The organism is Bradyrhizobium sp. BR 10289, from assembly GCF_019455385.1.
Lineage (GTDB): Bacteria > Pseudomonadota > Alphaproteobacteria > Rhizobiales > Xanthobacteraceae > Bradyrhizobium.
This window is the reverse complement of record NZ_JACOFR010000021.1, coordinates 133,088-146,781: the sequence shown is the minus strand read 5'-3', so window position 1 is coordinate 146,781 and position 13,694 is coordinate 133,088. Positions and strand designations below refer to the sequence as shown.

Here is a 13,694-nt window from a genome sequence, read left to right as displayed (position 1 = left end):
GACAACCTCATTCTGGCACAACTGATGCCGTAGGGGGCCGTCCACACCATCAGAATGCCGCGATATGGGCCCCGGCTCTGCAGCGCACCGCTGAAGTAGCGCTGCGCTGCGTCCGGGGCACGAGACAGGAAATGAAGATGCGTTTTGCCGCAATCGCCGACGTCCACGGAAACTATCTCGCGCTGGAGGCGGTGCTTGCCGACATCCGCGCGCAGGGCATCTCCGACATCGTCAATCTCGGCGACATGCTGAGCGGTCCGCTCGACGCAAAGCGCACCATCGAGATTTTGATGAAGCTCGATGCGGTGAATGTGCTCGGTAATCACGACCGCTATCTGCTCGACCGTCCGCCCGAGAAGATGGGCTCTTGGGATCGTCCCGCTTATGAAGCCCTCGATGCCGCGCAACTCGACTGGCTGCGCACGCAGCCGATGACGCGAATCTACCGCGGCGAGGTCTTTCTCTGCCACGCGACGCCCGAGGATGACGAGATCTATTGGCTCGACACCGTGCATCCGGACGGTACGGTCGCGCTATCGCCTCTCGATCGCATCGAGCAGTTCGCGCAAGGCATCACACAGTCGCTGATCCTCTGCGCTCACACGCATCTTGCGCGGGCGGTGCAGTTGCGAGATGGCCGGCTGATTGTCAACCCCGGCAGCGTCGGCAGCCCCGGCTATCGCGACGTGCATCCGTTCCCGCATGTCGTCGAAGCCGGCACGCCGGATGCGCGCTATGCGATTCTTCAGCCGACGGTCGGGGGCTGGCAGGTGACGTTTCGCCACGTCGCCTACGATAACGAAATGATGGCGCAGCTGGCGCGCCGCAACAATCAGCCGGAGCTGGCGAACGCACTCGCGACCGGGTGGATCGGGTAGTACCGTCGCATATTTCCTTACACCGTCATTCCGGGGCGATGCGCAGCATCGAACCCGGAATCCATTTCACCGCAGAGAATGCGGCCCGATGGATTCCGGGTTCACGCTTCGCGTGCCCCGGAATGACACGCGGCAGGTAGCGCCGGGCAGGACAAAACGGGCACGGCAAACCAAAACGGCCGGCTTTCGCCGGCCGTTCCAAAACATTTCGATCTCACCGCGGCTCACACCGCCGACGTGATCCACTGCTGGAGCTTCGCCTTCGGCGCGGCGCCGACCTGGCGGGAGGCCATCTCGCCGCCCTTGAAGATCATCAGGGTCGGGATCGACATCACGCCATACTTCGACGCGGTCTTCGGGCTTTCGTCGACGTTGAGCTTGACGATCTTGACCTTGTCGCCCATCGCGCCGGCGATCTCGTCGAGGGCAGGGGCGATCATGCGGCAGGGGCCGCACCATTCGGCCCAGAAATCGACGACGACGGGGCCGTTTGCCTTGAGCACTTCGGCTTCGAAATCGGTGTCGGAAACCTTGCCAACGGCCATGGGAGTACCTCACTCGGTTGAAAGAGAATCGGCGCGACGTGGAATCGCGCCGGGGATCATGGTCCCAACCTATGAACGGCCCCTTGCCGGGTCAAGGACGCTCACGCCGACATGAATGGATGCCAGCGCCGCGTCCAACGCGGGGGCTGAAATCTCCATATATTCAAGGGCCTCGGTCCAGAGCAGGACCGCCCGGATGGGCTTTTGGGGATAAAGCCGTCCCAGCACCGCCCGGTACAGCGCCAGCTGCCGGACATAGGCGGCGGGCGCCTCGGCGGCGCTTCTGGGCGCCGCCTGGTTGGTCTTGAAATCGACGATCAAAACCTCCTCGGGGCGAACGACCAGCCGGTCGATCTGCCCCGACACAAGGGCCGGCGAACCGCCGGGGCGGTCGAGCTTGCCGACAATCGAGACCTCGGCCCGGCTGCCGGCGGCAAAGACGGCGGCAAAGCGCGGCTCGGCGATCAAGGCGAGCACCTTGTCGGCGAGCGCTGTGCGGTCGGCCTCCGCCCACTCTGCGGCATTGCGGCTCATGAAGCCGAGCGCGGCCTCGCGTCGGCGTTCGGTGGCGATGTCGGGCAGCGACTGCAGCAGCCGATGCACCAGCGTGCCGCGTTGCAGCGCGAGGGCACGCGACTGCACCGATTCGCCGGTCCGTACGCTGCGGCCTTCCTCGGCCGACTGGCCGGAGGGGCGCACCGGATCGTCCTCGATGGTCTCGCTCGGCGCCGGCGTCCGCAGCCAGTCCGGCAGCGCGATGGACTGGTCTAGGGATGTCGCGGGTGTACCGAGCGCGACGACATCCTCCGGACGGGCGAAGCGGGTCACCTTGCCGAGCGGCGTCTCGATCGTCTCCTTGTTCAGCCCCGAGCCGGATAGTCCGGTGTTGATGAGGTCGTACCAGCTCAGCTTGCGCACCGTCCGCATGTTGCCGGGCATGCAGCCGCCGACGATCAGCCGGTCAGCCGCGCGCGTCATCGCGACATAGAGCAGGCGGCGATATTCGTCCTCGGTCTCCTCGATCATCGCCTTGCGCGCGTCGGCGACGGGCTTGGGATCGTCGGCCTTGCGGCCGGCCCAGACCACGACCTCGCCGCCGTTGCCGCGGGGAACGTTGATCAGCCGAACCCGCTGCGAATCCGCCGGCGATGATGTGGTGTCGACCATGAACACGACCGAGGCCTCCAGGCCCTTGGCGCCGTGCACGGTCATCACCCGAACCTCGTCGCGCGAAATCTCCATGTCGCGCTTCACTTCGGTGTCGGCCGAGCGCAGCCAAGCCATAAAACCCTGCAGCGAGGCCGGCGCCTTGCGCTCATAGTTCAGCGCGAGCTCAAGGAACTCGTCGAGCGCGTCGTTGGCCTCGTGGCCGAGCCGGCGCAGGATGCGGGCGCGGCCGCCGTCGCCGCCGAGCAGCCAAGCGTAGAATGCGAACGGCGTCTCCTCGCGCGCACGGCTCTCGCAGGCTTCGAGGCGACGCAGAACAGTCGCGAACTTCTCAGCCGTCGCCGCGTGTTCGCCCAGCGCGCGGCGCAGCGATCCCTTGCGGCCATGGGCCAGCGTAAACAAATCGTCGTCATCGAGCCCGAACAGCGGGCTCTTCAGCGCCACCGCGAGCGCGAGGTCGTCCTGCGGCAGCAGCAGCGCGTCTGCGAGGTTCATCAAATCGATGATGCCGATATGCTCGGTCAGCTTGAGCCGGTCGGCGCCGGCGACGGGAACGCCGGCATGCTTCAGCGCCTGGATCACCGCGTCGAACGCATTGCCGCGCCGGCGCACCAGGATCAGCATGTCGCCGTAACGGAGCGGGCGGCGCTCGCCTTCGTGTCCCGTCAGCGTGCCGCTTTCGACCAGCCGCTTGATCTCGGCCTGGATCCTGCGCGCGAGCTTGACCTCGGGGCTGGTGGCGGCAACGCCGTCGAACGGCGCGCGCCAGCCCTCGATCTCCTGCCGGTCGTCGGCCTCCGCGAGATCCCACAGCTCGATCACGCTCGGGCCGGCATCGGCGAGCGCATTGTGCAGGGGATGGCCGATCTCGACCGAATGGATGCTCTTGTAGATCTGGGGATCGCGGAAGACGTGGTCGACCGAATGCAGGATCGCGGCGCCCGAGCGGAACGAATAGGTGAAGGCGACCGGATCGAATTTCAGACCGGCTGCCGTGAACTTGCGATGCAGCTCGCGCTTGCGCGCGTCGAATTCGTGGGGGTCGGCGCCCTGGAACGAGAAGATCGACTGCTTCTCGTCGCCGACCGCGAACACCGTGCGGTTCAGCCCCTCGCGCGCGCCTTCGCCTGCGGTGAACTCCGAGATGATGTGGGCGACAATGTCCCATTGCCGCGGGCTGGTATCCTGAGCCTCATCGATCAGGACGTGATCGACGCCGCGGTCGAGCTTGTAGTGCACCCAGCCCGAGGAGACGCGGTCGAGCATCGCCAGCGTCTTGTCGATGAGGTCGTCATAGTCGAGCAGCCCGCGCTCCTGCTTCTCGCGGCGGTAGTTGGCCGCGGCGGCAGTCGCGATGTGCAACAGGGCCGCAGTGCGATCGCGCATCGTGACCGCGCGCCGTTTCTCGATCAATCCGGCGAGGCGAGACACCTCGTTCTCGAACAGGCGGGCGACGGATGGGTTTTGCTCGCAAAACTTCTTGGTCAGCACGGACTTGCGCGGCGATTTGTCGTCGGTGAGGAAGACGCAGAGATAGGCATCGACCTGCGCGGCGCCGGAAAACACCTTGGCCTCGCGAAGGCGGCTCGCCTGATCATTGTCGGACTTGCTGCCGTCCTGCAGCGCGAGGGCGATATCGTCCCAGCGCGAGCGCGGCAGATACGGGCCGTCGAGAATCTCCGTCTCGACGTCCTCGAGGCGGTCCGCGGCGTCAACGCCCAGCACCGCCGCCATCTGCGCGGCGGCGGCTTCGGCGTTGCCGGCTTCGTCGGTCCAGGCCATGAAATGATCGCGGCTCAGGCAAGCCTCGCGCACGACCTCCTTGAAGGTGACGTCGGCGGCGCTCGCCATCGCGGTCAGCAGCGCGCGGCCGGTAATGCTATCGGGCGCGCGCGCGGCCTCCAAAAACACCTTCAGATTGGCGCGCTCCATCATGTCGTTCTGGTCGCGATCGTCGATGACGGCGAAGCGCGCAGGCACATTGGCCTCGAACGGAAACTGCTGAAGCAGGCGCGTGCACAGCGCGTGGATGGTCTGCACCTTCAATCCGCCCGGGGTCTCGAGCGCGCATGCGAACAGCTTTCGCGCTTTGCGCCGCAAGTCGCGATCGGGATGAGGAATGCCAACCGCCTTGATCGCTCCGTTGAGCGCCTCATCATCGAGCGTCACCCAATGGCCAAGCGTGGTGAACACGCGCTCGGCCATGTTGGCGGCGGCGGCCTTGGTGAAGGTGATGCAGAGGATCTTTTCCGGCGGCACGCCTGACAGCAAGAGGCGGATCACGCGCTGTACCAGCACATGGGTCTTGCCCGAGCCGGCATTGGCCGACACGAAGGCCGAGGCCGTCGGATCCGATGCGCGCGCCTGCCGCGCACGCACCTCGTCAGGGATGGGGCGGGGCAGCTTCACCATTCCTCGATCCCCAGGCCGCCGGCCGCGGACCATTCCTTGATCCGGGCGAGATCGTCATAGGCGCCGTAGCGGTTGGTCCACATCGGCAGGTTGAGCGAGGTGTAGGGCTGGTTCTCGTCGTCGAAGGCGCGGATCAATGCCTCAAGCTTGGCGCGCGCTTCCGCCGCCGCCGTGTCAGGCGGCTGCGGCTCGTCGCCCGGCCTGTATTTGAGCTCGAGGATGCGTTCCTCGCCGGGCGGATTGTTGCCGCTGAGGCGGACATAGACGAGCTGGCTCACGGATGCGCCGGCGTCGATGTCGGGGAAACCGCCCTCGCGCAGGATCGCGGCTTCCAGCGTCAGCTGCGGCGACAGGCCCATGCGGACCTGCTTGCCGGTCGGCGGCTGGCCCGTCTTGTAGTCGAGAATGGCGTAGCCGCCGCCTTGGCGCCGCTCGATGCGGTCGGCGCGGGCGGACAGGGTGAAGCTGCGCGCGGGATCGAGCCGGATCGAGATCTCGCCGCGCGTCTCCGCCTTGATCGCTTCGATCGTCTTGCGCCGTGCCGTCTCCCATTCGCCGAACCAGCGCGCGATGCGCTGGAAGCGCGGCCACCACAAGGCCTTGGCCTCGGGGCGCTCCATCAGTGGTGCAAAATGCTTCTCGCCGATCGCGCGCAGCAGGCGTGCGGGATCGTCGGGAAGGCGCGTCGCGTAGGCCTCGGTGAATTCGCCGATCGCATCGTGGATCGCTGAGCCGCGGTCGGCCGCCGACAGCGGCATGTCGACGGGATCGAGCGCGTCGAGCCTCAGAATGTACCTTGCGTAGATCGTGTAGGGGTCGCGCAGCCAGTCCTCGATCGCGGTCACGGACATGCCGAGCGGCCGCGTCGCGCGCGGCGGCCGCGGCTCGGGCTGCTTGACCGGCTTGACCTCGGCGGGCTGATCGAGCGCACTCGCAAACCGCACGTATGTCTCGCCGGCGCGAACGGCCGCCTTCCAGAGCTCGTCGCCTGCCACCGCTTCCAGCCGGTGCAGGAAGCGTGAGGCCACCGCGGGCGCACCGCCGGCCTTGGCGGAATGGGTGAGGATCACCTCCTCGCCGCCGAGCAGTTGCGCGAAGTCGTGGGCGGAGAGGCCGATACGGCGCTCCGGCAAATCGAGACCGAGCTCGTGCCGCATCGGCCGGCTCAGCCAGGGATCAATCCGCGGCGCCGGCGGCCAGACGCCCTCGATCAGGCCGCCGATGATGATGCGGTCGGCCTGCATCAGGCGCGATTCCAGCGGACCGTAGATCTGCAGGCGCGCGCCCGGCTTGTCGCGCCGCCGCACCGCGCGGTCGCTGAACGCGGTCTGGAACAGGTCGGCATAGTCGGGCAGCGTCACCATCAAGCCGCTGGTGGTGCCGCCGCGCAGGAGATCGTCGAAGGCGCTTGCGAGCGCGAGCCCTTCCCGCTCCTCGAAGGCGAGCGGAATGCCCTGCTCGTCGCGCGACAGCTCGATCATGATCTCGCGATGCCGGTGCGCGAGCTCGGCGAAGTCGAACGGTTTCAGCGGTGCGAGGCTCTCGATCGGTGCCAGGGCTTTCTGCAAGGCATCGACCAGCGCCTGGATGCGATCGAGATCTTCCGCCTTGAGTCGCGCGCGCGGCTCGGCCTTGTGCAGCGCGGAGACTTCGCCGCGCCCCAGTTTTGTCAGCTCGTCGCGAAAGCGGTTGAATTCGCGTAGCAAGCCACTGCTCGCCGCAGGCGGGCGCGTGCCGCGCAGGACCGCGAGCTCGAGGCCTTCGATCTCTGCTTTCCATCCGCCGGCCGCGCGGCCGAGCCGGCACAGCGGATGCTTCAGCATCGCCAGCAGCGTCGGCGGCTCCAGGCCCTTCGTCGCCGCTTCCGCCACAAGCCGCGCAAAGATGCCGGCTGAGGTTTCCATCAGGACGTCGCCGCCGGAATCGTCGAAGGCGAGATCCCATCGCGTCAGCGCGGCCATCACCCGCCGCGCCAGCGCGCGGTCCGGCGTCACCAGCGCCGCGGATTTGCCGAGATGCCGCGCCTCGCGCATCGCAATGGCGATCGCGAGCGCTTCCATTTCGGGGTTGGGCGCTTCGACGACCGCGAGGTTTTTCATGCCGCTCGCGATCTTCGCCGCGACATCGGGCTGCTTCAGCCGATCGTGCCAGACTTCCGTCTTGTCCGAAGGCCGCATCGATTCCGAGGCCAGCAGATCGCGGCCGTTTTCGGCGGGCGACTGGAGGATCTCGACGTCGCTGCGCTTGATGCCGAAGCGATCCAGCAGCGCATGCATGGCATATTGCGGATGGTTCGAGGTGGGATTCTCGGTGATGCCCAGCAGGTCCCTGCTGCCGCCGATGCTGCGCCAAGCATCGTCGTCGAGATCGGTGTCGAGGCCCGGCAGCACCACGGCGCCATGCGCAAGCTGTGCGACCGCGTGCAGGAATTTTGCAGTGGCGGGCATCGAGCCGGTCGAGCCGGCCGCGATCACGGGGCCATGAGGATGCGCGGTCAAACGCCTGGCTTCGGCAGCAATCAGCAGATCGCGCCGCGCCGCGGGCTCGATCCGGTTGATCTCGGCGAGATGAGCGGGCCAAGTCTCGCTGGCGATGTTCAGGAACTGGAGTGAATGCTGCCAGTATTGATCAAGCTGATCCGGCACCAGGCCTCGAAGCTTGCTCCAGTCGACGCCGCGCGTCACCATGTCGTCGATCAGGCGCGCGAGATCGCCGGCCAATGCCAGTGTCGAGGCGGGGCCGCCGACGACGAGCGGTGAGAGTACGGGACGCCTCGCCCAGGCGGCGACGAGCTGCGCCAGCGTCAGCCGCCGTTCGAGTTCGCCGAGCCGCGGCGGAATGTCGAGCGGCGTGCTGCCTGAAAACTGCTGCTCGCCCTCATCGGCGAAGGCGAGCTCGTCCTCGTCGATGTCGCCGAGCGCGACGATGCGCGGCAGCACGACCGCGTCGGCCTTCATCTCGTCGAGGAAGATCTCGCGGACGACGCGCATGGCGCGACGGGTCGGCAGATACAGCGTGGCGTCGGCCAGCCGCGCCGGTTCCTTGCGCGCCTCGAATCCCTCCACCAGCCGGCCGTCCAGCAGAGCCGAGACGATCGTGCGCAGGAACGGAACTGAGAGGGGAACGCTGAAGACGCGCATGGACTGCCTGATTCGAAGGATCAGGCAATATAGGGAGGTGGAGTCGAATGGTCATGGGGCGGAGCGGTGACTTTCCCCGCTGTTCGCGCGACCACAGCACTCGTGCCCCGGACGCGGCGCAGCACGCAGTGATGCGCCGCTGAGCCGGGGCCCATCCCGCCGCGCGTTGCCGCAGCTCTCTGGGTCCCGGCTCTGCGGAGCGGCACTTCGCGCCGCACCGCGTCCGGGACACGAGAGTGCGCTACGCCACGCTCTCCAGAAACGCCTCTTCCGCGGCGTGCACCGCGTCGGGCGTGCCGACATGCATCCAGACGCCGTCGAGGCGCAGGCCGAACAGGCGCTCCTGCTCACCCGCACGGTCGAACATCTTGGTCAGCGAGAACTCGCCCTGCGGCGCGCCTTCGAAAATCTTCGGCGAGAAGATCGCCGCGCCGGCATAGACGAACGGCACGACCTCCTTCTCCTTGCGCTTGCGCAAGGCGCCGTCGGCCATCATGCCGTAATCGCCGCGGCCGCTATAGCCGATGCTGGTCGCGGTCGGCGCCATCAGCAGCAGGATGTCCATGCGCGCGGGGTCGAAGTTTTCCGCAAGCCGCGTCAGGTTGGAGCGCACGCCGTCGATCCACAGCGTGTCGGAATTGACGTGGAAGAACGGCTCATTGCCGAGCAGCGGCAGCGCCTTCACCACGCCGCCGCCGGTGCCGAGCACCTGGTCGCGCTCGTCCGAGATGGTGACGTGCGGAAGCTGGCGCTTCGCGGTGTGCTCGATGATCTGGTCCGGCAGATAGTGCACATTGACCACGGCCTCGGTCACGCCGGCCTGACCGAGCTTGTCGAGCACGTGGTCGAGCAGCGGTTGGCCCGCGACCGGCACCATCGGCTTCGGCATCTTGTCCGTCAACGGACGCATGCGCAGTCCGAACCCTGCGGCGAGCACCATGGCTTTGGTCGGCTTGACGGACATCCTTCGCTTTCTCAGACCTTGGCCTTCTCAGACCTTCAAATTTCGTGTTCGCAGCAATCCTAACACGGATTTAATCAACCGCATCGCGTCTCAACCGCCTTAATCACCCGCCGTGACGGTTGTGCGACGTGTGTTGCGCTCACGCCCCGACGGCTGTGGAACGCGCCTTTTTCTTCTTGTCGCCGACCTTCAGGAAATTGACGCCGATCTGGTCGCCATTGACCCAGGCCAGCTCGCAGCGCCGGTAGGCAAGTCCGGTGGACGACAGCAGGAGAAAAAATTCCTTCAGATGCAAGCCCTCGACCGAACCGTCGATGGTCAGCTTGGCGCCGCTCTCGGAGACGTCCTCCATGGTGCATTCGCGCCGCCAGGTGCCGTCAATGCCCATCATCTGGGCCGGTATCCCGCGCTCGAAAACAACCCGGCTGTTGCCACGCTGGTCCGTCTTGACCGCCATCTGCCTTGCTCCAGCCCCGTCTTTGTCCGGCTGCCTGCGGGCGATGATACCGATGCGATGGCTAACAGCCGGTAAATCAGGTTCCGGATTGCGGCGGCGGGACGTTCGCCAGATACCAGTCGCGCAGATGCTCCAGCGCCGGATGCGCCAGCGAACGCTGCAGATAGGTCCAGATCCGCGGCTGGTGGCGAAGATAGTGCGGCTTGCCGTCGCGGCGGTTGAGCCGGGCGAAGGTGCCGAGCAGCCGCGTGTTCCGCTGCGCCGACATGATGGCGTAGAGCTCGGCGAAACCGGCCGCATCGAAGCTCGGATCGTCCGCGCGCCGTGCCTTGATGTAGCGCGACAGCAGCGTCAGCTCGACGGTCTCGGGCACGTCGATGCGGGCGTCCTGCAGCAGCGACACCACGTCGTAGGATTTCGGCCCCAGCACGGTGTCCTGGAAGTCGATCACGCCGACGCGTTCGATGCCGGCGCGGTCAGCGAGCCAGATCAGATTGGGCGAGTGATAGTCGCGGATGATCCAGGTCTTCGGCGCGGCCAGCGGCTTCTTGAGCAGCTCGCGCCACATCGCAAAGAATTCTGCACGCTTCTCGTCGCTGAGCGGCGCGTTGCGATCTGGCAGATACCATTCCGGCATCAATCCGATCTCGATCAGCATCGCCTCGATGTCGAAGACGGGAATGGCGTAGCTCTGCCCGTCCAGCGGCAGCGTGTCCGGCAGCGCCTTGCCGTGGAGCATGGCGAGCGCGTCTGTCGCAGCCTCGTAGCGTTCGACGATCGGCCGCGGCGGATCGCCCTCGATCACGCCTTCGATGCCGAAATCCTCACTGATCAGGAAACCGTGGTCGAGATCGACATGATGGATTTTGGGCGCGGACAGTCCCTGCGCGCGCAGGCCCTCGTCGATGGCGACGAACGGCCTGATATTCTCGGCGAGATGCACCGCCGCGCTATAGGATTTTCCGTCGTAGAGCGCCGCACCGTCCGGCCGCTGCGGCGAGTTCATGAGGATGACGATTCCGTCGTCGCGTAAAAGCCTCGCATAGGAGCGTATCGAGGCATCGCCGGCCATGCGCCTGCGCGTTGCATCCATGTAGCCAGATGCGTCGAGGAATTCCCGCAGCGCCTTCAGCCGCGCGACGGTGGCGGCGGCCTTGCCGTAACCGGTGATATCGGCGGCACGCGCATTCGCGCCGAGCGCGGGACGATGCGTCAGAACGATGTCGATCCGATCCTCCGGCATCGCCGACGGCGCGCGCTCCGGCCATTCGATCAGGACCAGCGTGGCCTCGGGCAGCGGCGACAGCCCGATCTCCTCGAGCTCGCTCTCGTCCTCGACGCGGTAGAGATCGGCATGCATTACCGGGAACGGCGGCAGCTCGTAGCCTTGCACCAGCGTGAAGGTCGGGCTCGGCACTTCGAGTTCGTCGTCGCCGGCGAGATAGCGGATCAGCGCGCGGGCGGCGGCAGTCTTGCCGGCACCGAGATCGCCGGTGAGCGTGATGACATCGCCGGGACCGACCAGCAGCGCGAGATCGGCCATCAATTGCGCGGTGGCCGTCTCGTTGACGAGCGCGACGGAGAATGTGGCGGGCGCGCTCATTCGGCGGCGTCGCGATGCGCCGCCTGGTCGGTCGGGAAGTCGCAGATCACGACCGTGCCGCGGCCGACGATCGAATCCACCCGCACCTTGCCGCCATGCAGCTCGACGAAGGAGCGCACCAGCGACAGGCCGAGCCCGGCGCCGCGGTGACGCGAGCCCTGCGAGCGGCTTTCGAACCAGTTGAACACCTTGTCCTTCATGTCGGCCGGTATTCCAGGGCCGGAATCTGTCACGGTGAAGACTACGCTGCGCTCGGTGCGGCGCGCGCTGATGCCGACGGTGGAATCCTGGGGAGAGAAGCCGACGGCGTTGGCGAGCAGGTTATAGAGCACCTGGACCACGCGCTTCTCGTCGCCGACGAAGCTGCCGACATCGGGCGCGATCTCGACCTTGAGGCGGATGCGGTCGGTGGCGAGGCGGTCCTGGATGCCTTCCGCGGCGAGCTCGATGGCCTTGCTGACGTCGACCGGGCCGAGTTCCAGCTTCATCGCGCCGGCATCGATGGTGGCGAGATCGAGGATGTTGTTGGTCAGCGCCAGAAGCGCATTGGTCGATTTGGTGACGTAGTCGAGATACTCGGCCTGCTTCGGCGTCAGCGGCCCGGTCGAGGGATCGCTGAGGAAATGCGCAAAGCCGATGATGGTGGTGAGCGGCGAGCGCAGCTCGTAGGAGACGTGGTGGACGAAATCCACCTTCATCTGGTCGGCGGTCTCCAGCGCCTCGTTGCGCTCGCGCAGCGCACGCTCGACATTCTCGGTGTCGGTGATGTCCTGGAACGTCAGCATGGTGGCGCCGTCAGGCAGCGGCCGGATCATGCCGTCGAGCACGCTGCCGTCCTTGCGCTCCAGCTTGAGCGGCACGTCGACGCGGTTTTCGATCGAGGTGATGGCCTCGCGGATCTGCCGCCAGACGTGTGGGTCGTCGAACAGCTGATGGCACCAGCCTTCGACGGTCTGGATGTGCGGCTCGTCGCGCATGGCGTCGGCCGACAGCTTCCACATCCGCACGAAGGCCGGGTTGAACAGCTGCGCCTTGCCGTTGCTGCCGAACACCGCGACGCCCTCGGCAAGGCTGTCCAGCGTCTCGCGCTGGACCCGGATCATGCCGTCGAAGCGGCGGGCGAGGTCGAGGCTCTCGGTGACGTCGTCGAACAAATAGGTGACGCCGCCCTCGGGATTCGGCGTGGTGACGACGGAGAGCGCGCGGCCGTCGGGCAGGTACCAGGTGTCCTTAGCGGTCTCGACGGCGCGATAGGCCTCGTGCAGCTTGGCCTTCCAGGCGCGGAAATCCGGCTGCTCCTGCAATTTGCGCCCGGCGCGCAGCTGGTCGAGCACGCTGGAATCGTCGGGATGGGTGTCGAGGAAGTTGCGGTCGAGGTCCCACAGCCGGCGGTACGAGTCGTTGTAGAAGGCAAGGCGCCGCTGGCCGTCGAACACGGCAACGCCCGAGGAGAGCTGGTCGAGCGTGCGGCGATGCGCCTCCGCCATCCGCACCAGGGCCGAGCTCAACCCGTCCGCCTCGCTGGCGTCGATGGCGACGCCGACACTGCCGCTGCCGACATTGACGGCGCGCACGTCATACATGCGCCGCTCGCCGCCGATCACGATCGGCAGCCGCGAGGTGAAATTGGCGGCCTCTTTCAGGCCCCGCTCCATCGCGGTGCGGTCGGCGCTGTCGAGCAGCTCGAGCTTGCGCTCCTGGGCATCAGCGATGCTGGCCGCCTCGGTGGCGCGGACATAGGCCGGGTTGGCAAAGGTGAGCGCGCCGTTCTCGGCCTTGGCCCAGATCGGCCACGGTGCGGCGGTGGCGAAGCCGCGCAGCATCTCGGTTTCGTCTGAGAGCGCCTTGAAGCGCAGATTGGTCTCGGCCAATTCGCGCCGCAGACCCGAAAGTTCGCGAATCCTGACAATGGCCTGGCCGCCGATGGCGCGGCCGAGCGCTTCCAGCGTGCGGCCGTTGGCGGTCGTCAGCGTGAGCTGGAACCCGTCGCCGCGATCGCGCAGCGCATCGACGGCGTGGTCCATCTGCAGGGCGGGTTCCGGCGGCAGCCAGGTTCCGAACGCGAGCACGCGCTGCGGCGTCGGGTCGCGCGGCAGCACCATCGCAATGTCGCCGGAAATCTGCGCGCGGTCATCGCCCGCCGGCCAGGAGATCAGGATCTGCGGCTCGGCGAACAGCAGCGCGCCGTAGCGGTCGGCCTGGAGCTGCAGTTCCCCGATCCGCGCGCGCAGCCGCGCCTCGGTCTTGGCTCGGCCCACGCGCGTGCGCATCAGCAGGATCGCGGCCACGACCGAGAATCCGAGCAAGGCCAGCGCAGTGGCGAGCACCGCGAGTTCCTGCCGGTTGAAGTCCAGCATTATCGAAAGTGTGTCGACGAGGTCGGCGGCCTCAGCCGGCGCAGCCGGCAGCAGCGCTGCGAGAGCGCCTCCCAAAATGCCGTTGCGCACGAGAGATGTGCACGACAGCAACGTCCGACGCATCGACACGATCACGCCTGACATAGTTGCCCCAAGACCGCACGAATGTAC

The 13,694-nt window shown here is 66.8% G+C and carries 8 protein-coding genes; 1 reads left to right on the top strand and 7 read right to left on the bottom strand.

Annotation, left to right across the window (positions count from 1 at the left end; translation table 11 throughout):
• The first annotated feature begins 137 nt into the window (after positions 1–137).
• Positions 138–878 (top strand): metallophosphoesterase family protein, encoded by a 741-nt coding sequence (locus tag HYH08_RS28500; RefSeq protein ID WP_220013150.1) that lies wholly within the window; start codon positions 138–140, stop codon positions 876–878.
• Between the two features lie 224 nt (positions 879–1,102).
• On the opposite strand, the gene trxA is transcribed toward HYH08_RS28500, so the two are convergent.
• The 7 genes from trxA to HYH08_RS28465 all read right to left on the bottom strand — a co-directional run bounded on the left by trxA (position 1,103) and on the right by HYH08_RS28465 (position 13,667).
• Positions 1,103–1,423 carry a thioredoxin gene (trxA, locus tag HYH08_RS28495; RefSeq protein WP_007598398.1) on the bottom strand — a complete coding sequence of 107 codons (321 nt, stop codon included), beginning with the start codon at positions 1,421–1,423 and terminating at the stop codon, positions 1,103–1,105.
• A gap of 69 nt (positions 1,424–1,492) precedes the next feature.
• Positions 1,493–5,002, bottom strand: a complete 3,510-nt coding sequence (gene addA / locus HYH08_RS28490) for a double-strand break repair helicase AddA (protein WP_220013149.1) — start codon at positions 5,000–5,002, stop codon at positions 1,493–1,495.
• The gene (gene addB, locus HYH08_RS28485; protein WP_220013148.1) at positions 4,996–8,142 is read right to left on the bottom strand and encodes a double-strand break repair protein AddB; all 3,147 of its coding nucleotides are present in this window, start codon (positions 8,140–8,142) and stop codon (positions 4,996–4,998) included. Before addB ends, addA begins: the two co-directional genes overlap by 7 nt.
• A gap of 241 nt (positions 8,143–8,383) precedes the next feature.
• Complete coding sequence (locus HYH08_RS28480) at positions 8,384–9,106, bottom strand: nucleotidyltransferase family protein (RefSeq protein WP_220013147.1); 723 nt, start codon at positions 9,104–9,106, stop codon at positions 8,384–8,386.
• 139 nt (positions 9,107–9,245) lie between these two features.
• Positions 9,246–9,563 (bottom strand): PilZ domain-containing protein, encoded by a 318-nt coding sequence (locus HYH08_RS28475; protein ID WP_220013146.1) that lies wholly within the window; start codon positions 9,561–9,563, stop codon positions 9,246–9,248.
• 76 nt (positions 9,564–9,639) lie between these two features.
• On the bottom strand, positions 9,640–11,166 hold the full coding sequence (gene tsaE, locus HYH08_RS28470; protein WP_220013145.1) for a tRNA (adenosine(37)-N6)-threonylcarbamoyltransferase complex ATPase subunit type 1 TsaE: 1,527 nt from the start codon (positions 11,164–11,166) through the stop codon (positions 9,640–9,642).
• The gene (locus HYH08_RS28465; protein WP_220013144.1) at positions 11,163–13,667 is read right to left on the bottom strand and encodes a PAS domain-containing sensor histidine kinase; all 2,505 of its coding nucleotides are present in this window, start codon (positions 13,665–13,667) and stop codon (positions 11,163–11,165) included. The genes tsaE and HYH08_RS28465 overlap by 4 nt, the downstream gene beginning before the upstream one ends.
• Positions 13,668–13,694 lie beyond the last annotated feature (27 nt).

What these genes read in the sequence shown, in the direction of transcription:
- HYH08_RS28500 (WP_220013150.1), top strand. Translation starts at nt 138, where the DNA reads ATGCGTTTTGCCGCAATCGCCGACGTCCACGGAAACTATCTCGCGCTG.
- trxA (WP_007598398.1), bottom strand. Translation starts at nt 1,423, where the DNA reads ATGGCCGTTGGCAAGGTTTCCGACACCGATTTCGAAGCCGAAGTGCTC.
- addA (WP_220013149.1), bottom strand. Translation starts at nt 5,002, where the DNA reads ATGGTGAAGCTGCCCCGCCCCATCCCTGACGAGGTGCGTGCGCGGCAG.
- addB (WP_220013148.1), bottom strand. Translation starts at nt 8,142, where the DNA reads ATGCGCGTCTTCAGCGTTCCCCTCTCAGTTCCGTTCCTGCGCACGATC.
- HYH08_RS28480 (WP_220013147.1), bottom strand. Translation starts at nt 9,106, where the DNA reads ATGTCCGTCAAGCCGACCAAAGCCATGGTGCTCGCCGCAGGGTTCGGA.
- HYH08_RS28475 (WP_220013146.1), bottom strand. Translation starts at nt 9,563, where the DNA reads ATGGCGGTCAAGACGGACCAGCGTGGCAACAGCCGGGTTGTTTTCGAG.
- tsaE (WP_220013145.1), bottom strand. Translation starts at nt 11,166, where the DNA reads ATGAGCGCGCCCGCCACATTCTCCGTCGCGCTCGTCAACGAGACGGCC.
- HYH08_RS28465 (WP_220013144.1), bottom strand. Translation starts at nt 13,667, where the DNA reads ATGTCAGGCGTGATCGTGTCGATGCGTCGGACGTTGCTGTCGTGCACA.